23 protein-coding genes and 3 pseudogenes are annotated in these 26455 nt (G+C 47.4%); 3 read left to right on the top strand and 23 right to left on the bottom strand.

The annotated features are described in order from the left end of the window. Positions 1 to 44 precede the first annotated feature (44 nt). The 10 genes and pseudogenes from DXA55_RS06860 to DXA55_RS06815 form a co-directional block, all read right to left on the bottom strand. Positions 45 to 212: a Flp1 family type IVb pilin gene (locus DXA55_RS06860; RefSeq protein WP_022461946.1), complete on the bottom strand. Its 168-nt coding sequence runs from the start codon at positions 210 to 212 to the stop codon at positions 45 to 47. A 50-nt stretch (positions 213 to 262) separates the two neighbouring features. Next, positions 263 to 1561 (bottom strand): type II secretion system F family protein, encoded by a 1299-nt coding sequence (locus tag DXA55_RS06855; protein ID WP_117761921.1) that lies wholly within the window; start codon positions 1559 to 1561, stop codon positions 263 to 265. A gap of 71 nt (positions 1562 to 1632) precedes the next feature. Beyond that, positions 1633 to 2433 carry a type II secretion system F family protein gene (locus DXA55_RS06850; protein WP_055265537.1) on the bottom strand — a complete coding sequence of 267 codons (801 nt, stop codon included), beginning with the start codon at positions 2431 to 2433 and terminating at the stop codon, positions 1633 to 1635. Next, a pseudogene (locus DXA55_RS06845) lies at positions 2430 to 3607 on the bottom strand (CpaF family protein). Before DXA55_RS06845 ends, DXA55_RS06850 begins: the two are co-directional and overlap by 4 nt. Next, complete coding sequence (locus DXA55_RS06840; RefSeq protein ID WP_242998389.1) at positions 3604 to 4641, bottom strand: hypothetical protein; 1038 nt, start codon at positions 4639 to 4641, stop codon at positions 3604 to 3606. The pseudogene DXA55_RS06845 and the gene DXA55_RS06840 overlap by 4 nt, the downstream one beginning before the upstream one ends. Continuing rightward, positions 4638 to 5306: an A24 family peptidase gene (locus DXA55_RS06835; protein ID WP_147341999.1), complete on the bottom strand. Its 669-nt coding sequence runs from the start codon at positions 5304 to 5306 to the stop codon at positions 4638 to 4640. Before DXA55_RS06835 ends, DXA55_RS06840 begins: the two co-directional genes overlap by 4 nt. Before the next feature lie 198 nt (positions 5307 to 5504). After that, a pseudogene (ybaK, locus tag DXA55_RS06830) lies at positions 5505 to 5986 on the bottom strand (Cys-tRNA(Pro) deacylase). After that, on the bottom strand, positions 5986 to 6858 hold the full coding sequence (locus tag DXA55_RS06825; protein ID WP_117813470.1) for an alanyl-tRNA editing protein: 873 nt from the start codon (positions 6856 to 6858) through the stop codon (positions 5986 to 5988). Before DXA55_RS06825 ends, ybaK begins: the two are co-directional and overlap by 1 nt. A 19-nt stretch (positions 6859 to 6877) precedes the next feature. Beyond that, positions 6878 to 7405, bottom strand: coding sequence for a cysteine hydrolase family protein (locus DXA55_RS06820; protein WP_117813468.1), 528 nt, complete (start codon positions 7403 to 7405; stop codon positions 6878 to 6880). A gap of 27 nt (positions 7406 to 7432) precedes the next feature. Further along, entirely contained in the window at positions 7433 to 8254 is an 822-nt protein-coding gene (locus DXA55_RS06815) for an alpha/beta hydrolase (RefSeq protein ID WP_022461955.1), read from the bottom strand. 207 nt (positions 8255 to 8461) lie between these two features. On the opposite strand from DXA55_RS06815, the gene DXA55_RS06810 reads away from it, so the two are divergent. Then, complete coding sequence (locus tag DXA55_RS06810) at positions 8462 to 8722, top strand: DUF1292 domain-containing protein (RefSeq protein ID WP_022461956.1); 261 nt, start codon at positions 8462 to 8464, stop codon at positions 8720 to 8722. 162 nt (positions 8723 to 8884) lie between these two features. Here the strand turns inward: DXA55_RS06810 and DXA55_RS06805 are convergent, their stop codons facing one another. After that, positions 8885 to 10219, bottom strand: a complete 1335-nt coding sequence (locus DXA55_RS06805) for a carboxylesterase/lipase family protein (RefSeq protein WP_117761905.1) — start codon at positions 10217 to 10219, stop codon at positions 8885 to 8887. 326 nt (positions 10220 to 10545) lie between these two features. On the opposite strand from DXA55_RS06805, the gene DXA55_RS06800 reads away from it, so the two are divergent. Together DXA55_RS06800 and DXA55_RS06795 are read left to right on the top strand one after the other, a co-directional pair. Further along, the gene (locus DXA55_RS06800; RefSeq protein ID WP_117509968.1) at positions 10546 to 11604 is read left to right on the top strand and encodes a benzoate/H(+) symporter BenE family transporter; all 1059 of its coding nucleotides are present in this window, start codon (positions 10546 to 10548) and stop codon (positions 11602 to 11604) included. A gap of 26 nt (positions 11605 to 11630) precedes the next feature. Then, positions 11631 to 12200, top strand: a complete 570-nt coding sequence (locus DXA55_RS06795; RefSeq protein ID WP_117813466.1) for a phosphoribosyltransferase family protein — start codon at positions 11631 to 11633, stop codon at positions 12198 to 12200. 87 nt (positions 12201 to 12287) lie between these two features. Here DXA55_RS06795 and DXA55_RS06790 read toward each other — a convergent pair whose 3' ends face one another. The 12 genes and pseudogenes from DXA55_RS06790 to DXA55_RS06740 all read right to left on the bottom strand — a co-directional run bounded on the left by DXA55_RS06790 (position 12288) and on the right by DXA55_RS06740 (position 26454). Continuing rightward, the gene (locus DXA55_RS06790; RefSeq protein ID WP_117509970.1) at positions 12288 to 12611 is read right to left on the bottom strand and encodes a branched-chain amino acid transporter permease; all 324 of its coding nucleotides are present in this window, start codon (positions 12609 to 12611) and stop codon (positions 12288 to 12290) included. Continuing rightward, positions 12566 to 13144 (bottom strand): AzlC family ABC transporter permease, encoded by a 579-nt coding sequence (locus DXA55_RS06785; RefSeq protein WP_117509971.1) that lies wholly within the window; start codon positions 13142 to 13144, stop codon positions 12566 to 12568. The genes DXA55_RS06790 and DXA55_RS06785 overlap by 46 nt, the downstream gene beginning before the upstream one ends. A gap of 128 nt (positions 13145 to 13272) precedes the next feature. After that, positions 13273 to 14967, bottom strand: a complete 1695-nt coding sequence (locus DXA55_RS06780) for an AAA family ATPase (protein ID WP_117509972.1) — start codon at positions 14965 to 14967, stop codon at positions 13273 to 13275. A 66-nt stretch (positions 14968 to 15033) separates the two neighbouring features. Next, the gene (locus DXA55_RS06775) at positions 15034 to 15552 is read right to left on the bottom strand and encodes a VanZ family protein (RefSeq protein WP_055226594.1); all 519 of its coding nucleotides are present in this window, start codon (positions 15550 to 15552) and stop codon (positions 15034 to 15036) included. A 395-nt stretch (positions 15553 to 15947) separates the two neighbouring features. Further along, positions 15948 to 17237: a glycoside hydrolase family 125 protein gene (locus DXA55_RS06770; RefSeq protein WP_055219311.1), complete on the bottom strand. Its 1290-nt coding sequence runs from the start codon at positions 17235 to 17237 to the stop codon at positions 15948 to 15950. Positions 17238 to 17347: 110 nt separating this feature from the next. After that, positions 17348 to 18799: an ABC transporter substrate-binding protein gene (locus DXA55_RS06765; protein ID WP_117509974.1), complete on the bottom strand. Its 1452-nt coding sequence runs from the start codon at positions 18797 to 18799 to the stop codon at positions 17348 to 17350. Between the two features lie 95 nt (positions 18800 to 18894). Further along, positions 18895 to 19827 (bottom strand): carbohydrate ABC transporter permease, encoded by a 933-nt coding sequence (locus DXA55_RS06760; protein ID WP_117509975.1) that lies wholly within the window; start codon positions 19825 to 19827, stop codon positions 18895 to 18897. A gap of 12 nt (positions 19828 to 19839) precedes the next feature. Beyond that, positions 19840 to 20726 (bottom strand): annotated as a pseudogene (locus DXA55_RS19210) (ABC transporter permease). Between the two features lie 103 nt (positions 20727 to 20829). Continuing rightward, positions 20830 to 21144, bottom strand: a complete 315-nt coding sequence (locus DXA55_RS17635) for a substrate-binding domain-containing protein (protein ID WP_330415143.1) — start codon at positions 21142 to 21144, stop codon at positions 20830 to 20832. Beyond that, complete coding sequence (locus DXA55_RS06750) at positions 21081 to 21836, bottom strand: LacI family DNA-binding transcriptional regulator (protein WP_242998387.1); 756 nt, start codon at positions 21834 to 21836, stop codon at positions 21081 to 21083. Before DXA55_RS06750 ends, DXA55_RS17635 begins: the two co-directional genes overlap by 64 nt. A gap of 389 nt (positions 21837 to 22225) precedes the next feature. Further along, the gene (locus DXA55_RS06745) at positions 22226 to 24622 is read right to left on the bottom strand and encodes a hypothetical protein (RefSeq protein ID WP_117813464.1); all 2397 of its coding nucleotides are present in this window, start codon (positions 24620 to 24622) and stop codon (positions 22226 to 22228) included. A gap of 50 nt (positions 24623 to 24672) precedes the next feature. Further along, a complete protein-coding gene (locus tag DXA55_RS06740) occupies positions 24673 to 26454 on the bottom strand; it encodes a class I mannose-6-phosphate isomerase (RefSeq protein ID WP_117813558.1) in 1782 nt (593 codons plus the stop codon). Between the last annotated feature and the right edge of the window lies 1 nt (position 26455).

Raw genomic sequence — 26455 nt, 5'->3', positions numbered from 1 at the left:
CTTCTAAATTTTTCTTTGGAGTTCCGTATTGGACATTTTCCCGTTTATACGGTGTTGCTCTGGTTTGTGACCTTCTCCATCAGACTGTTGACCAGACTCACAAGCTGCTTTTTAAAGATTAGTACGAGTCCGATCAGCACAACGAGAATCAGAATCACTTCCACAACACCCACCGCATCTTCCTCTTTCCAGAACTCCGATATCAGCTTCATAATTCCCACCTCCCTCTCTTTACCAGCTGTTGTGGGGATAAAAACATCCCCTATGCATAAAAGGACAAAAATGCCGGAACCGTGAGTATGACCAATACAACCGCAAGCATCATGCCCATCGGAAGAAGAAGCTTTGTCGATGCCTTTTCTCCTGTTGTTTTCGCCTGCCTTCTTCTCTCCTCAAAGGCCTCCTGCGATTCCTGTTTCAATAATTCCAGCAGTCCTTTACTGCCTTTTTTCAGATTCTGCGTCAGCAGAACAGCAAGGGAACGATACGCTCCGGTTCCCATACGCATTCCCATGCGCTGGTACGCTTCCTGCTCGGAAACACCGTTTTCCATCTCCTGGCAGGTAAATACAATCTCTTCATAGGCAAAACGTTTCTGCCCGCCAAGCGCCAGATTTTTCCGGTAATCCACTGCAATCCGCTCGAGTACTTTCCGCATCCCAAGCCCAGCACCCAGAAGAAGAACCATTTTGCTGACAATTTCGGGATAATCCCGCAGCATCTGTTCTTCTCTTTTCTGCCTTTCTTTTTCTTGTTCCTTTCCTTTTGCCGCCCAGCAGACTGCTCCTGCCGCCGCGGCAAGTGCCATAAGTTCCAGACCTGTCAGATCCGGCACTTTTGACCATGTTACAGTTTCTCCGTTCAGTGTCTCCGGCAGATAATAGGCTGTTTCTTCGGGATGCGCTTCGTTTTCTTTTTCCACTGCTTTTTTCAGTGCCCTAAGAACCGCATCCCGCCCTTTTATCTCCGGTGGATAGACCTGAACCTTCCGTATATATTCTGTTGTTTCCCCCTGAAGTTCCAGTTCCGCTTTCAGCGTAACCTCCACTCCTTCTTCGGGAATCTCGTCTGACAGCAAACCCCGGCTGTCAATCAACAACGGCCTGTCTGTTTCCCAGCTAAGCGCCACCGGGCTTCCCGGTATTTCCGTAACCAGATCCATGTTTCTGTTTACCGTATGAAAAGACAGATTCTCACCTAAGATGATTTCATCCAGCGCCTCTATCGCCGCACTGAACGCCTCTTCTATCTCTTCTGCGCTGTAAGCTCTTGCAGGTACAGACAGTGTAATTCTTTCCGGTTTCTGATTTCCAACAGAAACCTCAAGTTTTTCCTCTGTCGGTTGGCTGCCTAAGGCACCCCGTTCCAGTTGAAGTTCCGCTTTTTCATCTCCTGAAACTTTTCGCACTCCGATCGGAAGGCAGAGTGCAGTGCCCGCTATAAACCCTGTCGCTGCAAGGCAGAAAATCCGTCTCACCAATTTGTGATCTTCCGCCTTTTTTCTCATCCGGAAATACCAGATGAACAGCCCCGCCCATGCGGTCAGACAAATCCACAACATTTGATTCCTCCCCTTTTTTGCGGACGAATCGTTATGATTCGCAGTCTTACTTTTTAAACTTCAATTGCTTCTTAAAACTCAATATCCAGAATCTTCTTTCCAAGCACCCATGCCGCCAGATACACGGCTAGGCATCCGCTCATGAAGAAAACCCCGATTACATTCCCATACATCACACTTAAGAATTCCGGAAAGGAAAGCTGTACATATCCCAGAATTCCAAACGGCACAACACTCATAATATTCTGCTCGAACCGCCGGGAAGAAACGCCCGCACGGATTTCCCGCATCGTGTCAATTCTCGTACAGAAAATATCCCACGTATTCTGAAAGATCTCGCAGACATTTCCTCCTGTCCGCTTCGCAATCACCAGTACACTTGCAAACGTCGCAATATCGTCAATGCGGCTTCGCACCGCAAGATCCTGAAACAGTTGTTCCACCGGCACGGAAATCATCATTTTATGACGCATCCGGCGCAGTTCCTGTACCAGAATGTTTTCTTTTCCCAGCGACTGTTCCAGCTGTCCTGCCGCCTCCAGCACTGCATTTTCCATGGAATAGCCGGAACGCAGTGCCGTGTGCATCCACGCAATCAGATCCCGGAAGCTGTCGTACAGCTCCTCTTTCCGTCTCTGAATCCGGTTTTTCCGATACGTGTGAAAACATACGATTCCAACCGGAACCACAGCAATGCATGCCCACCACGCCCGGTAACAGAGTAGGTTCACAGCGGCGGCAATCCCAAGACTGATTCCCGCTATTTCGAGATATTCCCGACCGGTAAATTCCCAGGTCTGATAGTCGATCCCTTTCGTCTCCTTCTCCTCTGCCATGCCCGTCTTTGCCTGGCTTCCCGCACGTATTCTCATCCTGTTTTCCCCTCCAGTTTTTCTCTGTGTACCAGTTCGCCTGTCTTTTGCAGGCCTCTCCCATATTCTCTTCGAAACAAAGAAACCGTTTTGATTTCGTCCTCCTCCATCCCTGTGATCTCTGCGATCTCCTCCACCCGACGGCTTCCATCCTCTCCGCGTCCTAAATGCACGAGAATTTCGATTCCCGATGCAATCTGGCGGCGGATTGCTTCCAACGGGAGCTGCACTCCCATCAGCACCATCGTTTCCAGACGGGAGATCATATCTTTCACGCTGTTTGCATGTGCCGTGCTCAAAGATCCCGCATGCCCGGTATTGAGTGCGGATAATAATTCAAACGTTTCCGCTCCGCGCACTTCGCCGATAATTACGCGGTTCGGCCGCATACGCAAAGCTGCGCGGATCAGATCGCGGATCGTAATTTCTGTTCCTGATTCCAGATTTGCCTCTTTTGCTTCCAGCCGCACCAGATTCTCCACACCCTGGATCTGCAGCTCTGCATTGTCTCGATGGTTATGATGCGCTCGCCCTTTGGAATGTAGGCGGAAAGCGCATTCAGAAATGTTGTTTTGCCAGATCCAGTCGCCCCGCCGATCATCATGCTGTAGCGGGTCCGGACGAGGGCCTGCAGAAACTCTGCCGCCTCTTTTGTAATACTCCCGATGGAGACCAGAAATTCCATCGTCACCGCCTGCTCCGGAAAGCGGCGGATGGTCAGAATCGGTCCGTTTAATGCGACCGGTTTCATGACAACGTTGACGCGGTCTCCATTTTCCAGCCGTGCATCCACAATCGGATTCTGTTCATTCACCACGCGGTTGCACCGGCCTACAATCTGCTGAATCACATCCTCCAGCTTTTCCGCGGAGGTAAAGCTTTTGCCGTATCTCTCGATTCTGCCGTTCCGTTCCACGAAGATATGCTGATAACCGTTTACCATAATTTCGGTAATTCCCGCATCTTCCAGCAGCTCCTGCAGGACATCGAGCCTCCGCACACTGTAGAACAGCTGTCTGCGCAGCTCCGCCTTCTGTGCCACCGGAAGATACCGTGTTTCTTCTTCCCCTAAAATCAGACCGTCAATCTCTTCGAGAACCTCTCCGTCATCCGGTTCGGATGCGATATCGATCCGCTCCATCAGTTTTCTCCGCAGAATTTCCGGCATTGTCATGTTTCTTCTCCTCTTCTGCCGTCCCGCAGAATCTGACGCACATAGTCGCCCAGCTCACTCCAGACAAGCTCCTCAAAGTAGGCTTTTCCCGTCCGGTTTGCCGTGTGGAACGGAACGTGGATTTTCCGCATCTTGTCCAGCACCGACTGGCAGTCCCACCGGCGCAGCAAATTTTCAAACTGCTCCATTTTTGCTGCAGAAATCACATCATTCCTTGTCGGAACGTAAATTTCATTGCAAAAATCCAGGATCTGATACAGATCCGCCACGCCATCCCCGAGGTCGAGAATCAGCACTTCATAGCTGCTGTTCTTCTCAATCTCCTGAAACAGCCATTTCCATTCTTCGTATTTTGCAGTCTGAATGTCCATCGGCGATGCGGCGGGCGGCAGATAATCCAGGTTCTGCATCGACTGGACCATTCCGCCCAGTTTGTAGATGATGCCCTGATTTTCCTGTCTCGCATAATACAGAATATCGCTCATCCCCCTGTCGTAACTGCATTCCAGCAGCCGTTCAAATCCGGAATAGCTCTCCATGTTGAGATACAGCACTGCCCGCTCCTTCGCCAGAATCTGCCCCATCGTCAGGGCAAACGAGGTCTTCTGCGTCCGTCCGACCGGCGAATAAATGCCGATGATGCGCATTTCCTTTTTCGGCAGCAGTGCAGGCGATGTATCGACACCGTTTTCTACGCCGTAGCACGCCATGACCTCGCGGATCACCTTTTCCGACGACTGGTATTTGTAGACCGCCGGATACTGATCCAGCGCCGGACTGTGTACGCCCTCAGACAGAATGATAATCTGACGGATCGGATACCGGCGGATCTCTTCTTTCATCGCTTTATCCGAAATCAGAAGAATCTCTGTTTCGTTATTCTTTGCGAACTCCAGAAACATCTCCGCACTGGAAAATGCATGCACTTCGAACGGAATATTTCTCTTCTGGTTCAGATATTCCATAAAATTGCGTGCATATTCCATTTCCGTGTCACAGACTGCAAAAACACTCTTTTTCTTTGCAGTATTCAATAAAATCCCCCAATCCAGAGCAGCACTCCCATCAGCACGGGAACGGAAAAATGGATGCACTCCATGCCCCACTTCCCATCGTAATAGGGAACCGGCTCTGTTTTTTTCTGGTATTTTCTTTTGGTAAAATAAGTTTGGAAATAATTGAAAAATTTGGTAAGACGCTGCGGTAAATTTCCGCAGACGAGAATAATTCCGATAGATAAGACCGCTCCAGACAGGAACGACACAATCATACATTTCAGGATCGCTGGCACACCGAGAAAGCCTCCAACAGCGGATAGGAGTTTGATATCTCCCGCGCCCAGCATATGAAAATAGAACAGAATGTAAAGTGCGAGTATCGGGAAAAGCATCCCAAAAAGAAAAATACCCGCTCCCGCGGCGCCATAGCGGATGAGCTGTGTAACCAGCCCGGCGATCCATGCGGTGATAATCCATTCATTTGCAATTCTGCGTGTTCTTAAATCCATCCATACCGCCCCTGTCGCAACTGTCAGTACCAGACAGTGCTGCAAAGACATTTTGTCTCTCACCTCCCGTTTCGTTTGGGTCAACTTGATTGTGAGGTCATTATAGTTGCCTCTTTTCGATTTGTCCAGCGGTTTTCGGCAACTTTTTCCGGTTTGTGAATTGCCTCCAAAAACGGGATGAAAATTTCTCACACCAAAAAGAAAAATCGTGTGAAAGGTTTTCCGTTTTTCGCGGATTCGTAGAATCGTATCGCAATTTCGCCGCTGCTTTTTGGCTATTATTTTATGATCCTTTTTTGAAAGAAATTTTCCAGCCGCATCACAGCAAAAAGAAACAGACCAGAACTTTTTTCTTCGTTCTGGTCTGCTTCCATACAGTTTTTTCTGTTTTTACTGAATAAAATCCGCATACTCCGCTCTGCTGACCTTCTTCAGATCCTCCGGCGCCATGCACAGCGTGGTTCCGATTCTTCCCCCGCTCACGTAAACTTTATCAAATTGTGCCGCACATTCCTGAATCACGGTCGGATACTGTTTTTTCATTCCGATCGGGCTGCATCCGCCGCGGACGTATCCGCTGACTGCAGTGATATCTTTGACATGGATCATCTCGATGGATTTCTCCCCCACCGCTTTCGCCGCTTTTTTCAGATCCACTTCCTCTGCGATCGGAAGCACCAGCACATAATACTGCTTGCTTTTTCCCTGTGCCACAAGCGTTTTAAACGACTGCTCGACCGCGCGCCGGTTTTCTCTGCTGTGTGAAGCCCGTCGATAAATTCATCGCATTCATATTGAAGAACTTCGTATTTGATTTTCTGGCGGTCCAGAATCCGCATTGCATTTGTTTTGATTTCTTTTTCTTTTGCCATTATTTTCTCTCCGGTGCTCCCTGCAGTGCATACAGTTCTTTTTTGAGCTGTTTGATTTCTTTTTTCATCTCAATATTTTTCTGTTTCAGCCGTACGACAGCATCCCCGGCTTCTTCCGGTTTTACAGAAAGTAAACGTGCAATGCCGAGGGTATTGATGTGTTTTAAGCAGTAATCCGCATACGCTTTTTCACCGGAAAGCATGGTCACGCGGACGCCGCCTTTGTATTTCTGGGCACTTAAGATTTTGATCAGACGGATTTCCCCTGTTTTTGCAACGTGGGTTCCGCAGCACGCACAGCTGTCGCAGCCTTCGATCGTCACAATCCGCACCTGGCCCTCGATCTCTTTTTTGCTCCGGTAATCCATGGTTTCCAGCTCTTCCTTTGACGGATAACTGATCGTAACCGGAACATTTCGAAGCACGGCTTCGTTTGCCTCCTGCTCCACATCGTAGAGCTGCTCCTCGGTCAGAACGCCGTCAAAATCAACGGTAATGACATCACTTCCCATATGGAATCCAACGTTGTTGAAACCGTAAATCCGATGCACGATACCTGACACGATATGCTCTCCGCAGTGATTCTGCATATTGGAAAAACGTTTTTCAAAGTCAATTTTTCCAACTACCGTTTTGCCCGGCTCGAGCGGTGCTTCCACGGTATGCCAAATTTCGCCGTCGATTTCCTGTACATCCGTTACAAAAATTCCATCCAGCGTTCCCTCATCTGCCGGCTGGCCGCCGCCCTCCGGGAAAAATGCGGTCTGATCCAGCAGCACGCGGTACATGCCGCCCTCGCAGACGCTCCGTCCTACGGTTGCCTCAAATTCACCCAGGTACGCATCCTGATCAAATAATCTTGTTGTGCTCATAATTTTTCCTCTTTTCCGTCTATTCGTTTACAATGTCAATCTGGCACATTTTCATAGCTTCCAATGCATTTTTATGACTCTGCGGCGTTACGCCCGCGCACGCGGATGCATCGACAGAAATCGGCACTTCCGGATAAAATGCTTTCAGCAGCATGGCATTGGAAATCACGCAGATGTCGGTGCAGAGTCCCACGAGTTCAATGAATTCCAGCACGCCGCCTGCCAGTTTTTCGATCTCCTCCGGCAGATTTTTTGCACCGAAGGTGATTTTATTCATCACCACGGCCTGTTTTTTCTCCGCCATTTTCTGAATTGTATCCTGCAGTGCATGACCCTTCGTTCCTTCGATACAATGCTCTACCGGAAGTTTTCTGCCCTCGGACGTTTCCAGATAATCCGCAAAATGGGTATCTCTGGTGCAGATAACAGCTCCGTCAAACGAATCCATCACCTCTGCAACGCGGTCAACAATCCCGACCGCCTCTTTCGTGCCGAGACTTCCGTCGATAAAATCATTCTGCATATCTACTACAATTAATACTTTCATCTTTGTTCTCCCTTCTGGGACATTTTTTTATAAATGCTGCATCCAGCTCAGTGCCAGTGAAATCCAGCTCTGGCACTCTTCGCGTACTGCGTTCTGGTATTCATAGCTCTGTGTCTCCTCGCTTGCAAGGCCAAGGCCGTGGCCGCCGACCGGATAAATATGCATTTCTACCGGAATCTCCAGTGCATGCAGTGCTGTAAAGAACAGAATGGAGTTTTCTACCGGCACGCAGTCGTCCGGCGCGGTATGCCACAGGAAGGTCTTCGGCGTATCGAGGCTGACCTGATTCTCGAGAGACATCTCGTCTACCAGCTCATCGTACCGGTCTCCCAGCAGATTGGTGAAGGATCCGCGGTGCGCTTTCGGACCGGATGTGATAACCGGGTAGGATAACAGCAGACCGTTCGGACGAAGCTGCTCTGCGTCTACGCCAAGTTCTTCTGCAAGGAATGTTTTCTTTTTCCAGAACACACCGTACGATGCTGCCAGATGGCCGCCTGCGGAAAATCCCGCTACTACTACTTTGTTCGGATCAATATGATATTCTGCCGCATGCTCCCGCAGATGTGCAACGGTCCAGGCAAGCTGGCGGAGTGCCGTCGGATAGTGAGCTGCCGGAGCAACACTGTAATGCAGAACAACAGCGTGGTAACCGGCTCCGACAAACTTCAGCGCAATCGGCTCTGCCTCACGCTCGGACACCCATTCATAACCGCCGCCCGGGCAGATCACGATGACCGGACGCACGCGTTCCGGAGCAATCTCACGCGAGTTGTCCAGAAAATACGTATATAATTTTGCAGTTTCTTCTGTATCTTTTACTTTGACATCTAATACCTGATAATTCATAAGTTCTTCCTTTCACCCAATTTTTCCGGGTACGGCCACAGCCGCCAGTTTTTACTCTGTTGTCATTATACCGTATCGGCGCAAAATATCAAGCGTATCGCACCAGACACTTTTTTCTTTTCAAATCCAATTGCTCATAGTATAATAAATTTATATTTGCATGTTTTTGAGCGGCAAAAATAACACATAAAGGAGTATATTGCAATTATGGATTCCAATCTTATTGTCCTTACCGATCAGGACGGAAATTCTGTCCGTTTTGAGCTTCTGGATATCGTAGAATACAAGGAGGATGAGTACGCAGTTCTCTATCCGGCCGACGGCGGCGATGACGAACCGGTACACATTCTGCGCATCATTTCCGAGAATCTCGATGTCAACGAAGCCGAGTTCGAAGGCCTCGATGACGATGAACTGATCGACACCATTTATCAGATCTTCCGCGAGCGCAACGATCTGGACGACTGATTCTGCCACGCAAAAAGAGCAGCATTTTTACCTTTCACACGCCGGTAAAATGCTGCTCTGTTTGTGTTCCTGACTTTCCAGTTGCTATCTACAGTTTATACTGCATCAAGTTCCTCTGGGATAAGTATTTGATATTCGATTGCCATTTTTATTTCCTTCTGCTTATTTTCTCACATCCAGCACCTGCACATACGGGTCGTCCTTTGTGCATGGTTTCCAGTCGTCTTTTCCCTCTGCGTTCGGGTTTCCGGTTTTCATGAAATTGGTCCAGTCGTCCATCATTTCTTTGCTGAGGGCATAGTCGCCTTCGGTTTTCGGGCGCCAGCTTCGGCCCAGGGTTCCGAACATGTACCAGAGTTCGGAGGAATGGAACGCTCCGGCGTCGTCACCTAACAGGGCACGGGTGAAGTAGTAAACGTAAGCCGGTTTTCTTCCGAGTTTTTCCAGCGCAATGCTCCAGTTGATGCATCCCTTATAGATGCCGCCGTGCTCGCCTTTTTCTTTCATCTCCGGGAACACGCCGATGTCGTCTGCGGTTGATCCGAGCATATATGGGATGTCCTTGATTTTTCCTTCGGTTACGGCATCGTTATAGCCGCAGGTCAGCAGATGATTGTCGATGTTCGGTACGAAGCTCAGCATTCTCGATGGATTTACGCGGCCAAACTCCTCCTGCAGCTCCACAATTTTCTCAGCCGGAATCGCACGCAGTTCTTCCAGCGATTTTGCTCCGCTAAGCTCTATAAATTCCTGGCCGATGGTTTCTGCCTCGGAAAGCGGCATATCGCGGTTCAGTCCGGTGTCGTAGCCGCCGGCGCTCTGGAAAATGGCTTTGCTGATCCAGTTTTCAGTCAGCGGAGAACTGACGAGTGTCTGTACGCTCATGCATCCCGCGGACTGGCCGAATACGGTGATATTTTCCGGGTCGCCGCCGAATGCTGCGATATTTTCTTTTACCCATTTCAGTGCTGCGATCTGGTCGAGAATCGCGTAGTTTCCGCTTCTTCCGACACCGCTCTCCTCGGACAGCCACGGATGTGCCAGAAATCCGAAAGCACCGAGACGGTAATTGATCGTAACGAGAATCACGCCGCGTTCGCAGTAAGCAGATCCATCAAATTCGGATTCGTGGCTGAAGCCGTGCATAAACGCGCCGCCGTGAATCCAGAAAGCAACCGGCAGTTTTTCATCCACTGTATTTGCCGGTGTCCAGATATTTAAGTACAGACAGTCCTCACTCTGCTTCATGCCGAATTCCGGGTCGAGATAAAACTCTTTTCCATAGAAGGAGTCCGGCTCATGCTCGGTCTGCGGGCAGACGCATCCGAAATGATCCGCCTTATAAACGCCCTCCCAGCACGCCGGCTCTTCCGGCGGGCAGAATCGTTTTTCGCCTACCGGCGGCTTTGCGTACGGAACGCCGCGGAATACCGTGTAGCCGTCTTTTTGCACACCATGAATCTGTCCATATTTTGTTTTTGTCTCTGTAATTGCCATAAGTAAAAATCCCCTTTCCATTTCTTATAACTGTGATAAAAACCCTCATACAGATTTAGTATAGCAAATCTTTTTCTTCGCTTCTATATGCACAATTCCAAATAATGGCACCCAGTTTTGTAACTATTGATTATTGGTTATGCAGACATTTAAAAATCCTCTTGATTTATTAGCACACAGAAATAATAATATTTTGTATATAAGATTGACTTATTATCACTGACAAAAACCTTTCATGACTGATCTGGTTTACTTTGACCGGTTTTGGTGCTACACTTTTCTTTGCTTCAAAACGACATATTTCATAGTGAGGAGGAGTATTTAGTATGAAAGCCATTTTAACAGATCTTCTGGCAATCATCGGCGTTGTGCTGAATGGTCTGCCGCAGGGTCTTCTTGCTCTGACGTTTGGATTTGCATCGGTTCCGACGGCGCTGGCATTCTTTGTTGGTGCGGTGGGCAATACGATTACGCAGAGTGTCGCACCAATTTCCTTCCAGGCGGAGACGATCACTTACGCCGGAACGGCTGGAAAAGACCGTTCGGAACGCTGTACGATGATTTTTATCGGCGGTGTGATTATGGCTCTGATCGGAGTGTTTGGACTGCTGACAAAAATCGTAAACTTTGTAGGTGAGGATGTTGCCTATGGAATGATGGCCGGTGTCGGTATCATTCTGGTAAAGGCCGCGATCGATATGATCAAGAGTGATGCCATTTCCGGCGGTGTTTCCCTGGCCGCAGCACTGATCACCTATTACTTTACCAAAGACAGTGCCAATACCCTGGTTTATACCATCGTCATTTCCGTTGTAGCATCCTGCATTGCCAATGCATTTTTCAACAAAGAGAAATCCAGCATTGTCGTAGAGGATGATAAATTTGTCCGCCAGAAATTTACAATCAATGCCAACGTAATTCTCGGCGCACTCGGTATGGTCTGCCTGAACATTGGTTCCAACATTTCCTTCGGCGGAATTACCGCAGGAATGGCAACCGGTGGAAATTACAACGTCGATAACCTGACCGTGATTTCTTCCCTGGCCGATATGTTTTCTTCCTTTTTCGGAGGAGCCCCGGTTGAGGCAATCATTTCCGCAACTGCCAATGCACCGCACGCTGTATGGGCTGGTGTCATCATGATGGTTGTGATCGGTGTAATTCTGCTTCTGAAACTGCTTCCGAAAATCGGAAAATTTGTTCCGTCTTCTTCGATCGCAGGTTTCCTGTTTGTACTCGGTATCTTCAAAACCGTTGTACTGGATGCGCCGTCTGCCTTCGCTGTCAATGCAGCCGTCGGCGGAACCACAATGGTTGTCACTGCAGTAACAAACCCGTTCCTCGGAATGCTGGCCGGTGTTGCTGCAAAACTGCTTGGATTATAAATTCAGTAACATAAGAGGAAAATCGTATGAAAGAATACAGCATGGAGCTCTGCGGAGTGAAAAGAACACTTCCATTTATCCCGATCAGTGAGGAGATGGCGTTTGCAAGCTTTGTTGTCCTTGGTGACACCGAGCTGGTAAGTGCATGTGCGCCGGAGCTGGTCGCAAAAATCGGAGAAGTCGATGCCATTGTCACCGCAGAAGCGAAAGGTATTGCCCTAGCGTATGAAGTAAGCAAAGAGCTGGGCCATAAAGAATTTATCGTTGCACGAAAAAGCACAAAATCCTACATGAAAGATGTGGTTTCCGCATCCGTTCATTCGATTACAACAGCGGGTGAGCAGCATCTTTATCTGGATGGAAAAGACGCAGATAAAATCCGCGGCAAACGTGTCTGCCTGCTGGATGATGTCATTTCCACCGGCGAGTCCCTGCACGCACTGGAATGCCTGATGGCGAATGCCAGTGCAGAGGTTGTAAAAAAAGCAGCGATCCTTGCTGAGGGCGATGCTGCTGATCGAAAAGATATTGTATTTCTGCAGAAGCTTCCGTTATTCAAAAAGACGGGCGACGGAGAGTACGAAGTCATCGAATAATTGCCAATCCTTCTAATGCATATAGAGAATAGAAAAACGGTGCAGTTCTGAATTTCTGCCATGAATTCAGAACTGCACCGTTTCTTTTTAAAAGAGACGCAGAAGCATCATATACGAAATGGTTCCAAGAAGGATGGAGACGAGGGTCTGGTGTTTCCATTTGTAGGTGATAAAAACGACCGCTGCTGCGAGCAGTTTCGGTACTGCGGCAGAGATACCGCCGGTGGGAATATCTTTCATACAGTAAATGATCAGTACCGCCATGATGGCAGACGGCAGTGCCTGGCCGAGTCGTTCGAGTGATGCGGGCATTTTACGGCTGCCGGAAAATGCAAGAAACGGGAGTGCACGGAGTCCGAAGGTGATCAGAGCGGAGACAGCGACAGCGTGTGCTTCTCTGCTTTTTCCCATTGGTCAATGAAGATAATGAGAAACAGGGCTGTCATACAGAAATCAAGGCCCGTCAGGTCAAATGGAACGATCTGGCCTAAAATGCCGCCAAGAACCGAACCAACTATCCAATAGCAGCGGCTGAACAGAGCGACGAGGAACATGGTGTCCTCTTTTTCTTTTTTCGGAAGATCTAAGGTACAGTTTACGGCGTATGTCTCATCGGTCATCGTGTGAATCATGTACAGCTTGCGGCGCCCCATCTGTTTGAATTCCTTCAGGAAGGTAATGCTGTAAAAACTCTGGCGGCTGTTCATCAGAAGTGCAGTGAGCGCAATGGTGATGAGGGAAGCGCCGCTAGAAAGAAACGTAATCAGAACGAACTGGAACGCGCCCGTATAGACCGTCAGACTTACCAACAGTGAATCATACCAGGGAAAGCCGGCGGATGCCATCATCATGCCGTAGGCCATGCTGACGAAAACGTAGCTGCAGAAAATCGGGATGGATTTTACGAAAGCAGTTTTTAAGGTAGTGGAAGAAAATCGTTTCATAGATAAAATATCCTCACGTAAAAATAAATTTTAAAAATTAAATTTATCATACTATCTATATCATAGTGAGTCAATAGGAATACCATTTTACGCCAAAAGAAACGGATGACCTTCATCACCCGTTTCTCTCATTCTGCTCCAATCAATACATTCTTCCCCGCAAATGCAAACCCATAATGCCGGATCCTTTCCTGCGGCACGCCAAGGGCCACCAGTTCTGCGTCGTATTTTTTATCCACGATCTGTTTTAAAGCCTCCTGCACCGCATCTTCCAGTGTCTCCTTTTTTACCCGGCTGCAGACTTTAAATTCAATAATAATCGCCGGATCTTTTTCTCTATTCTTCGGAATCATCATCACATCATACCGTCCAAATCCACTTTCCCGATTCGACCGGATCTGATAACACTCCGCACGCTCTGCCATCAGTCCCAGGACGAAGCCATGATAGAATCGTTCCGGCTCCAGACTTTCACTGTTCTCTCCGCCAACGTCAAAATGGCTGAAGGTTGCAAGTGACACTTTATTCATATAATAATTCATCGCTTCCAGATCGCCCTGCATCAGTGCTTTCACAAAGCTGCTGTACCCAGCTTCCGATGCTTCAAACCATCCGCGGAACATATCATCAAACATGCTCACCGTTTCCAGATTGGTGATACGGAGCTGATACCACGGCTTCAAAGTAATTCCGCGATACTCCACCTCTTCCGCTTTCAGATAACCGCTCGCGAGAAGCAGACTCCAGATTGCATTTTCATTGTAATCCAGCTGTTCAAACACCATCTGCTCATCAAAGTTCACCGTGACTGCCTGTCCGTTCAGTAGATCTTCCATATACTCTTTGATTTCCGGCGAGGCGGTGCGGATCAGCTTTCCTGCCAGACCGTTCGAACTCGTATCTGCCCAGTACGGGCGCAGTTTCTTTTCTTTTAAATAATTGGTAATCGACCATGGATTGTAGATATCGCGGTGTCCGCCAAAGATAAATCCATCATACCACTGCTTCACAACGTCCTTTTTGTCTCCCATTCCGAACTCGTCCAGAGATGCAAAAACTTCCTTTTCGGTAAATCCAAAACAGTCCGCATACAGATCCGATGTCGTCGTCACCACACGCAGATTATTTAAGTCAGAAAAAATACTTTCTTTCGAAACCCTCGTGATTCCGGTCATCATCGCACGTTCCAGATAAGGATTCGTTTTAAACGTCGCATTAAACAGACTCCGCACAAACGTTGTAAATTCCGCCCAGTAGCCATGGACATACGCTTCCTGCATCGGCGTGTCGTACTCATCCAACAGAATAATCACTCTTCTGCCGTAATACCGCGCCAGATACATACTCATATTATTGAGTGCCGCTGCGGCCTCCGCATCGCCCATATGCAGATTGACCTCGTTGTATGCTTTCTTCTCATTTCCGCTCAGCAGATCCCCATCCAGAAGATACCGGTTTTCTTCATATACTCTCGCAATCTGCTGTTTGATCTGGATTTTCGCTTCCGAAAGCTGATCTGCTTTCACGGCTGCAAAACTCAAAAAGATCACCGGATATGTTCCCTGAAGTTCCCGATATTTTCCTTCTTCCCAAACGCCAAGTCCTTCAAACAGATCGCCCCGGACGGCATATTTATTAGAGAAAAAGCAGTCCAGCATGCTCATATTCAGTGTCTTGCCAAAGCGGCGGGGGCGGGTGATCAAGGTGATTTCATCCCCGTTTTCCCACCAGTCCTTGATGAAGTGAGATTTATCCACAAAGAAATAATGGTTTTCCCTTAAGGATGCAAAATTCTGTTTTCCTATACTGATTACTTTTTCCATCCATCACACCTGCTTTCGGAATTTGTCCTTTTCTCGATTATACACTATCCTTTCCTGAATTCCAATCTAAAACATCCTATTCGCCGCAAACGTAAAAAACAATAACGCCAGAAACAGCACTTCCAGCACCGCTCCCAGAATGGTAATGATCTTTCCCGTCTTCTCTTTCCAGATTTTTTTCATCCCCAGATACAATAGAATTCCGATCACCGCGCCAAGCGTATTATCGATCACATCCGTAATATCACTCGCGCCGATCGCAAAAATATACTGCGTCACCTCAAAAAACAGGCTCAGTCCCGATGCAAGGAGAATGCGGTTCTGGATTTCGCTGTCCGGATAGAAGGCTGAGATGCAGAGGCCGAACGGCAGAAAGACCAGCATATTTTCGATAATTTCACTAATCTGCACTTTCCCGTTCACCACAACCGACGCCGCATACGGAATCAGATTAATCCCCCGCAGGTGCGGAATTTCTTCCGGGCGCAGAGCGAATTTGAATAAAATGCACCAGACAAGTAGCGCCAGGTAAATGCCGAATACCACAAGTAATGCTTTTGATTTTTTCTCGTTTTTCCAGGTCATGTTCTTTCCTCTCTCATCTTCACTTGATAAGAGGATTCTACCAAAACATTCTTAGGATTCCGCTTCTTCTTTTCCAAAGAAATCCCAATAAATTTCCTAAGATTTTCTGATGCTCAGATTCTTTTACATTTCTTCATCATGCCAATTTATTATATCTTTCATATCAATTATATCTTTTACATATCGCAAAAAACTGTGTATAATACCCCGTGGGCAGAGAAAAGAAGCGGGATGAAAATCCCATATTCCCCTGGGACAGCAGTATTCTCCCCACTGCTGTCTCTCCTTTCAGTGAAGGCTGTCGCAGACAGTTTTCTGTGGTGTAGGTAAAAGAGGAGGCCGTGCACTGAGCACAGCCTCCTCTTTTCGTGTTTTTCATCTTTATTTTTTCATCTTTATTTCTTAATCTCATATCCGCAATACTGCATCACCAGCTCACAGAACATTGCGTTTGCCCAGGAGAACCACTCTCTGGTGTAAACGGTCGGATCATCTACGAAAACACCCTCGTGCATCAGTCCTGTACCGCCGTCGGTTGCCATCAGTTCGTGGATCATCTGATGTTTCTCCTCTTTTGTCGGTGCGGTCAGTCCCTCGATGGCTTTGGAGATGTGCCATACGTAGCGGACCGGTGTGTGCGGGCTTCCGATACCGGAAAGCTTCGTTCCTGCATAATAGAACGGGTTTGCCTCGCTTAAGATCAGCTTTCTTGTGTTGTCAGCCACTTCCTGGCTTTCCGGCTCGTAGCCGAGATAGCTCATAGCCAGAAGACTCGGTACATTGGCATCGTCCATCAGATTATACTGGCCAAAGCCGTCTACCTCGTAAGCATAAACATCGCCAAGTCCCCAGATATGGGTGGTACCGTAAGTCTCAATGGCCTGTTTTACGGTCTTTGCCATCTCTTCTGCTTTCTTCGCAATCTCCTCTTTTCCGCCGACGAAATCTGCGATCTCCTTCAGATAATTCAGAACGACAACCGCAAACATGTTGGACGGAATCAGATAACCGTAACGGCAGGAATCATCGCTTGGACGGAAGCCGGACCAGATCAGGCCGATGCCGGATTTTACCTGCGCACCTTTTCCATCGCGGGAAAGCGTATCGGTGTAGGAGCAGTTTTTACGGATGAAGCTGTACGGGGATTTCTCCTCGTGGTTCATTTCAGTCTCAAATACAGTCAGGATTTTGTCAACACCTTCCCAGAAAACCTCGTCAAACTGATCCGTTCTTCCGGTGTTCTTCCAGAACAGATAGGAGAACTGCAGCGGATAGCAGAGAGAATCGATCTCATACTTTCTCTCCCAGATCCACGGTCCCATATCGGTCTCGTCCTTCTCCCAGCAGTTGCCGTTCGGTCCTTCGTTGAATGCGTTTGCGTATGGATCAATGTTGATGCACATAAACTGGCGGCGGATCAGGCCTGCGATCAGGTCAGCCAGCTCCGGGTCGTTCTGCGCCGGAACAAGGTACGGGCGCAGCTGTGCTACCGAGTCACGCAGCCACATGGCCGGGATATCTCCGGTGATGACGTAGGTGCTGCCGTCCTCCATTTTCTTTACGGTTGTGTCGAGGGTATTGGAGTAGCATCGTTCAAACATATCAACGATTTCCGGCTCGTCTTTCAGTTTTTCTCTCAGGCTTAAAATCAGCTCCTGAATGGACTTTGGTAAGGTCTCTTTCATTCTTTTTTCATCCTTTCGCTCAATTTTTCTCATTTCCCGTTATTCTACAACAGGCATCTCCGCAATCGAAAATGCCCTGTTGTAGTTCTTATAAAATTAATGTATCAGACTTATTTCTGTGCGTCAATCTGTTTCTGAGCTTCTTCGCGGATGGTCTCCCAGCCTGCGGTCTCAAGCTCTGCATCGATTGTTTTTACAAGCTCTCTCGGATCCTGTGCGCCGGTGAATAACTCAGAATAGTATTTCTCATATACGGCACGGCAGTTTGCAAGCTCTGTTTCGATGTTGGAGGTATCCAGGTTGAATCCAAGCATCTCAGACGGAGTTGCTTTCTCGTTCAGCTCTTCTACTTCATCCCACTGGTTGAAGTCAACATCGTCTGTCTGAGTTACGTTGAAGAAAGTACCCTGGGTATATCCGGCCATACCCCAGTCAGTGGTCAGGCGGTGTACCTTATTGTCATCGGTGTACTCGAAGTCTTTTCCTTCTGCTCCATAGTAGAACCAGTCACGTACTTTGGAATCCGTATTTACCAGGTTCAGAAGCTGAAGTGCTTTGTCCGGGTGCTTGCATCCGGAGTAAATACCATTGATGGAACCACGTACAGTTGTGTTGGAAACGACTGTGTTGCCATACTGTACTGCTGAACAATTGGCGATACCATTGTTCGGACCCCATGTTGTTTTTGCAGCGCCGCTCCATCCCTGTGCAACAAAGAACATTGCGTATTTGCTGGAATCATCTGCTGTCGGAGCGTCTCCGTTGATGATGCCCTCCTGATACATTTTACGAACGATATCCAGGTTGGAAAGGATTTCTTCGTCATCCAGCGGATTGACAACGGTCTTGCTGTCATCGCCGTATTTAACGCCGATTGCCGGAAGTCCGGAGCTTAAATCATCGTAGTTCAGGTTCAGCAGGAAGTTTGCACCATTTTTGGACATGAAGTACGGAGATCCGCCTTCGCCCTCTTTTACTGTCTTCAGAGCATCGTACAGAGTATTGAAATCTGTTACAGAATTTACATCAATGTTATATTTGTCTGCAATATCCTGATCCCATACAAAGTACTCGGAAAGGGAGCTGTCTTTGTAGGTCGGTACGCCGTAGATTTTTCCATTTACTTCTACTGCTTTCCAGTAATCTTCCGGAATCATGTCATACAGCTCGGAAGCGTTGTCTTTGAGCAGATCTGTAATGTCCATCAGTGCGCCGGTGTTCACCTCAGAAGAGTAACGGTTCTGGTCGGTGAACAGGATATCGAAATACTCGCCGGAGTTTGTGATAACGCTTCTTCTGTTATCCCAGTCACCCCACGGAACGATTTCCATGTCTACATTAACGCCGATTTTCTCCTCCAGATATGGGTTGATCTGTGCAAGCCACTCATCATAATCCTTCGGCATTCCGTTACCAACCTGAATCCATTTCAGTGTAACAACTTCATCTTTTGCATCACTCTTTGAAGAGCTGCTGCTTCCGTTGCTGCTTCCGCAGCCTGCCAGCATGCCACCGGCCATAACAGCAGAAAGTGCAAGAGCTAAAAACTGTTTCTTTTTCATTGTAGCATCCTCCTGATATAAAATATAGAATGTTGAAATTATCCTTAACCGAAGCCTTTTGCTTCAGTATGAGATCCATAAAGGTAAATGGTCGATCAGCCTTTTACCGCACCGACCGTCAGACCGGAAATGAAGTATTTCTGGAAGAACGGATAGCAGCATGCGATCGGGATGATGATGATGATTGCCATCGCCATACGGGCGCCCTCTTTTGGCATCGAGTTCATGTACTGTGCCGTGGTAACGCCAAGAGACGGGTTGTTTGCCATCACCTCAATATTTCTCTGTACGTGATCCAGCAGAGCCTGCAGGGAATACAGCTTGGTATCGCTGATGTACAGGGAAGACTGGAACCAGTCGTTCCAGTAACCGAAGGTGAGGAACAGGGCGATCGTTGCCATCAGCGGTTTCGACAGCGGCAGGGCGATCTTTCCGAAAATCTGGAACTGGGTTGCTCCGTCGATCTGTGCCGACTCAATGATGGATTCCGGAATGTTGGTCTTGAAGAACGTTTTACAGATAACAACGTTGAACGAAGAAACACAAAGCGGAAGGATCAGCGCCCAGATACTGTTTTTCAGGTTGAGGAACTGTGTGTTAACTACATAAGAAGAAATCATACCACCATTGAAGATCATTGGAATAAAAACGACCATGGTGAAGAATCCGTTCAGTTTGTAGGTGCTTCTGGAAAGAACGTAACCCATCAGCATCGTAAGGGCAACTCCGATTACCGTACCGATAACCGTTACCGCAACGGAAACGCCAAGTGCAGTCACAATCATCTGTCCTTCCCGAAGAAGGAATTTGTAGGAATCCAGCGAGTATGCACTCGGGATAAACTGGTAGCCATTCATCTTGATCGAATGCTCGGAAGAAATCGAGATCATGAAGATGAATACCACCGGGATAATGCAGGCCAGGGCAAGGATCACAAAAATAACATTGAAAATTGCATTTGTAGATCCCTGGATCTGATTTAAATGTGAAGAGGAAGCCAGATCAAGATCTTTTTTCTTTTTTGCCATTTTTGTACCTCCTTAAATAATCGCGCTGTCTTCATCAATCTTCTTCACAATGGCATTGGCAAGAAGGATGGTGATGCAGCATGCAACAGACTGGAAGAATGTTGCCGCAGAAGTCATTCCGATCGGAGTGGAAGACTGCAGTGCGTTGTATACATATGTGTCGATAGTTGCTGTCGTTTTGAAGATCGAACCGCTTGCTCCCTGAGAAAGCTGGAAGAACAGTCCGAAGTCGGAGTAGAAGACCTTTCCGACATTCAGGATGAACATCATGATGATGACACTCTTTAAGCAAGGCAGGGTAATGTGCCATACCTGCTGTCTCTTATTGGCGCCGTCCATAACGGCTGCCTCGTACAGTGTGGTATCAATACCGGAAATGCTGGACAGGTAGATAACCATGTTGTATCCGGTAGATTTCCACAGATACATGAAGATCAGGATAAATGGCCATACACCGGCACTCATGTACACTGAATCGGTTCCTTGCCTGCATTTCTCATTATACTGTTGATCAGACCGTTGTCCTGGTTCAGGAATGCATCCAGGAAGTAGGAAGCTACAACCCATGACATGAAATATGGGAAGAACATCATCGTCTGATATACCTTCGACGCTCTTTTGTTGTGCAGCAGGCTGATCATGATAGCCAGTCCTACGGAAAATACCATACCAAGAACGATAAATGCAAGGTTATACAGGATTGTGTTTCTCAGGATGACGAACAGGTCGTTGGATCTGATCAGGAACGAAAAGTTTTTGAAGCCGGCCCAGTCACTGTGGAGCAGGTTATAAATGAAACTCTTTCCGCCGGTGATTTTGTAATTCTTGAACGCAATGATCAGACCGAACATAGGCAGGAAGCAGAACAGAATATACCAGATGGTGGTCGGCAGCGCCATGACGGTCAGCTCCGTGTCATTCTTGGTCCAGCGTCCTTTTTTCTTTTTGCTTGGTTTACTCAAGATTTTTTCCTCCTTCTCCCGATTGCTCGGGCTTATCACTTTATCCGTTTATCTTACAAACGGAATCCCGGTAAATAATCTTTCCGGGAATGCGGTATACCTCGCCGCTCTTTTTCTGCGGTTCATTCATATGTTTGATCATACGTTTTGCCGCAAGACGTGCAATCGCGTCGGTGTCAACCGCAACCGTGGTGAGCGGCGGACTGCACAGTTGTGCATAAATGGAATCATCAAAACCGGTCACGGAAACATCCTCCGGTACGCAGATTCCACGCTCTTTTAATGCCTGCACTAATTTGAATGCGGTGGCATCGCAGTTACAGACAAATGCGGTGGGCAGCTTCTCCGGTAGCAAAAGCGGAATGGCAATGCTTCATCGCTTCGGTCCGGGATTCTCCACTCATTTTTCGGGGAAATTCCCTCCTCCAGCATTCTCCGCAGATATCCGAGATATCGGTCGGAAATACTGGTTGTACTTCCTACGGTTCCGACAAATCCGATGTCTGTGTGGCCCTGCTGGATCAGGTAATTGGTCAGCTCATAGGAGCTGTAAATATTCTCGGTGATGACGGAATCGGATTTGTGGGTTCGATCGTAGATGTCCACATACACTTTCGGGAGATCAATCTGTGCAATCTGCTCCCGGACACCCTTATCGAGAATACCAAGAAAGATCAGGCCGTCGAACAGCCCTCTGGTCTGTATCGTGTTCATGTCCGACGGGAGTGTTGCTGTTGTCGGAGAAATCATGATACTCGAGCAGGATGCTCTCTGCAGCTCGTAGATGATCCGCTCGTACATTGCCATATAAAATTTTCCTTCGTCTCCGGAGCTGAACCGCGGACTCATGATGATACCGACTTTTTTGCTCTTCCGTTTTCCGTAGTCCGGAAGGACATAACCGGATTCTCTCGCAAGCGCAAAAATCTTTTCTTTCAGTTCTTCTCCCACGCCGTCTTTTCCGTTCAGCGCCTTGGAAACTGTTACTTTACTGATGCCCAGCTTATCTGCCAGATCCTGCATGGATACTGATTTTCTCTCTGCCATGTTACCAACAGCCCTCTATTTGTTTCTTAACTTGTGTTTAGATGTTAACATCTTTTAGAAAGATTGTCAATAGCCTTTTCGTTATTTTGTATATTAAAATTCTTATTTTCCAGTCCTAATTTGTATAGATCGAGGAGTATTCTTCTGTTTCTTTTGATTTTTTAGACAGAAAATCTGTGTTCTTGTGTTAAGTCACATAACATCTTAATATTAACGCAGTACTTTTTCGCCTGTTTTCATTTTTAACGAAAAAGCAGCGGAAAGTCTGATTTTTTCGTCTAATTGTCATACTCCCCGCTGTCTTTTTTCATCTTCTGCTGTTTTTCATACTACCGCCAGACAGCCATGGCCTCATTGCCTGACACCGCCGTAAAACCGCGGAACAATGATTACCCGCAAATAAAGGTAACCACACCCTTGTCATTATCTGACAGGCTTTCCATATCTTTCTCTGCGGTTCCCTGCTCCACAATCTCCACTCCATAACGGAACTCACTGAATCCGGACAGGTCCATCTTGAAGTTTGTTTCCCATGTGTTATTCATAATCCAGCTGTAAACCGGCCGTTTATTATTCTCCTCTTTGTTATCGCACAGAAGGATTGGGTGGGATTCCATCTCCCCCATGTAAAGTAACGGTGTGTCAAAAGTATTAACCAGAATCGTCTGATCTTTTGTCCGGTAAACGAGCCCTTCATCCGCAATATAGTATTCCATATTGGTGCCAGGAAGCTGATCAATACCAGGGCGCATGGTAACACCTCCGTTCTGGATCATCACTTCCGCATCCGGAAGATTTAACGATAACGGAAGGTACAGGCTTTCGATATCCTCGCTTAATGTTTTGGCTACCCGGTAAGAAAACTCAATTTTCGGAAGATGACGGTACATTTTGATCACAACACTGCTGTGATACGTTCCCTCCAGGGTAAAGATCAGTTCTACTTTGGTAAACACCGGTCCGTGATCCAGAATTTTCACATCCGTAAGGTCACCCTGATACTGCTCTGCGTGAAGTCCGCGGATATTTCTTCCGATCAGACTGCGTTCCGCATAAACACCCTTCCGTATTTCGGTGCGTTCATAAACCGGCGTGAAGAATGTTTCCAGACCGGATTTGCACATTTCTATTCCTGCTTTTTTATTATAGAAGGATGTGATGCCTTCTCCGACTCTCCATTTGATCTGGAAGAAATCATTTTCCAGACCGTAAGGCAGTTTGTAACTTTCCGGATCGTACGTGTTCACAATATCACGTACCCGCTCTGCGCCCACCCAGGCCGTTCTGGTAAACAGCGTCTGGGATGGAGCCGGCTGCTCTTCATAGGTAAATGTTTTTTCTTCCATCGGCTCGAATTCGGCCAGAAAGCTCACCAGCACTCCGCGCGGATGCGCCGACAGCTGCACTTCCATCTCCTGTTTTGTTTTGTCATCGGTTACTTTAACTGCAGAAAGACTTAAAGTTTCTACGTAAAATTCTACCGGAAATACTCTCTTTTGATGGCTTGTGGAGACCGCCTTCACTTTACCGGACAGATTATAATAGCGCAGAATATCACCCAGTTTATGGCACTGCTCATTTTTACGCATCGCTGCTGCCTCATGTGCTTTGGATGCATAACTGTTTTTCCGCATATCCAGATTTGTTACCATGGTATCGTACGGATTCGTTACCGTAGCAGAATGACCCCAGGTATGCTCTGCATACAAAAGAGAATTGTCGCCATAAGCCTGGATCAGTTCTTCGTTATGTACCCCTGTTTTTTCTTCCAGTCGGTCGCAGATATGGTTCAGTCGTACGGCTTCTTTGTAATGTTTTACCGCATATGGTGTACTTCCAACGCCATTGCCCCACCAGTCATTGATGGCACCCCGATACACTGGTGCATCCTGCACTTTATCCCGGATTTTGTCATACAATTCCTGAAGCGTCACCATATGCATGGTGACTTCTTCGCCATATTTTTCATTAAACAGCGCAACCGTATCTGCAATGGCCGGGTTGATCGGCGCATTATCCGAAAAAACGCCGGAAACACTGGTGATATAGAAATCGTACGGATAACCGTTTTCTTCATATTCCTTTATGCTCGCAGCCAGATTCGTGTGCAGATTTTCCAGAAGTCCTGTCACATCACCATTCTTTTTGCCGAAGTAATTTTCTGTCATAAAGTTAACATTTTTATTCAGGACGATGCCGAGGGCATTTCCCAGGTTATAATGCTCACCATTCCATACCAGCAGACGCTGTCCGTTCTCATTTTCCCAGAAATACGGTTTCTGGTTCTGATACAGCGGATACATGCCGTGATGGGTATGGATATTGGTATACAAAAATTCTACTCCGTTTTCGATCAGGGCATCGCGCTGTCCCATGGAGATACCATTAATATCTGCAATCATGGCTGTTTTGATCTGGATTCCTTTTTCGCCGCAGATTTCCTGCATCGTATGGATTTTTTCTTTCAGATATTTGCAGTCGGCAAGATCATTAAAGTTCAGATAATTGGCAGACAGACCGATGTTTCCTTTTTTTACCAGATCGAAAAACTTTTCTTTTTCTTCCTCCGTTGCCATTTTGAAAAACTGCTCCACGCAGTACCATGTCTCACAGTTCCATTTCAGATCTTTCTGGGTTGTGTTGTTTTTGATTCCATTTTCAATCAGTTCGACTGCCCGGCGGATGTTGTTTGCCTGGTTATAAATAACCTGTTCCTGCAGATCGGTGTAACCCACATCGGTATGGGAATGATGTACAATGTAGACTTCTCTGATTTTGTGTGTCATGATAATTTCTCCTTTTCCTGTTCTATGTTGTTCAAAATTTTTATCTCTCTTTACCCCACAGATGCTACCAGCATTTTAATCATTTCGCCCTCTTCCGGTACAATCCGGTATGTTCCGACCGCTGCCGGAACGATGGCGGTTTCTGCGTAATGTACCGTGAACGGTGCAAAGCTGCCATCCATGCTCTCGATGCGGGCACTTCGTCCCTCCACGAGATTCATCACATGAACCGTGTCATCCATCGAGACGGTGTGCGGCCCGGAAAGTGTATAGCGGATTGTGTCGATAAACTCGCGGCTGTGCAGTCCGGTGCGCTCTACTTCACAGTTTTCTGTTTTTTCCAGCGTTCTGGTCTGGCCGACAATATTGTCGTACACCCATTTGGTATCGCGGTTCCACTGGATACTTTTCATACCGTGGTCGAGATGGATCGGACGCGGCAGTCCATCCATGCCAAGGCGGCCCCAGTCCCAGAGTTTGAAGGTAAAGATATACGGTGTCGCACTGATTTCCAGCACCATCGTGTTTTTTCCGGAACAGTGCACCGTTCCTGCCGGGATCAGCACATGATCGTGTTTTTTGACCGGAATTTTGTTGACATATTTTTCCGCAGGGAAAAGTTCTTCTCCTTTTTCTGCTGCACAAAGTTCCCGCCCCATCTCTTTTTTATCCACACCTTCTTTGAGGCCGAGGTATACATACGTTTCCTCATCTTCATCGGCATCCAGAAGATAGTAGCTCTCATCCTGCGTATATGGCATGCCGAATTTTTCATAGATATATTCGGTCAGCGGATGTACCTGCAGGGAAAGGTTCTGACCGCCCATCGTATCCAGCAGGTCAAAACGGATCGGGAATTCTGCGCCGAACCGGCCGTGGACTCTTTCACCCAGCAGTTCATGCGGCGCATAGAAGACAAGATCCTGTGCCGGTACTTTTAAGACTTTTCCGCCGATTTCCAGATTCAGGCTGTTTTCCTCCGGAACTCCGTCAAAGCTCCACGCGAAATTTTCCTTCGATGCATCCAGACCAAAGTTTTCCTTCATCCACTGACCGCCCCATACGCCAGGGTCGAAATACGGCTCCATACGAAATGGCTTTCTGGCAAGCTGCTGCAGTGCGCCTCGGAAGGCATTTCCCGTTGTAAGAACCGGTGCATTTTCTTTCTCCGTATCCAGAAGATACGTGAATTTTTCATACCGCTCTTTTTTATAGCGGTCCGCCAGACGCCATTCAATGAAAAATCCCCGTTTATATTTCGTCAGGATCGGATCATTATAATTGGTACTGTGCCAGTTTGGCATGCCGCTCCGGTAGCGGAGCTGAATTTCCCAGCGGGTCAGATCGCAGTAAACAAGTAGATCTGCCTCGGCCAGAAGCTCTGTCGCTGTACCAACGATCACGATCAGACCACCGTTTGTATCTTTTTCTTCCGCACATTCTGTCTCAATTGCTTTTTTCATGGTTTCCAGCTTTTCGCTCTCAAACCAGGTGTCTATGGTTTTATGACACATAATGCCGAAAACACGGTCATCGGTGATGTAATCGTTAAATTCTCTTAACAGCGTTTCTTCGTCTTTTGCGCAGTCTTCGATATCAAAAATCCGGTCCGGCTGCAGCGCATTGGCCAGTTCCATCATTTCTTCTTTTCGTACACCCGGGTACAGATCAAAGGAAAGAATACAGGTTTTCTTTTCTTTCTGTTTTTCCTGAACCGCCCGTTTTAATTCTTCGATGATCTCCTTTTTTTCATCCCAGATTTCATTTTCGTATCCTGTGATCTTCATTTGCGGATGTAATTCGTAGTTTCCATATTTCTTTTTTAAATTCATT

The organism is Blautia sp. OF03-13, assembly GCF_003460685.1.
Classification (GTDB): Bacteria; Bacillota; Clostridia; order Lachnospirales; family Lachnospiraceae; genus Fusicatenibacter; species Fusicatenibacter saccharivorans.
The sequence above is the reverse complement of the archived record's forward strand: the minus strand, read 5'-3'. Positions and strand labels throughout refer to the sequence as shown.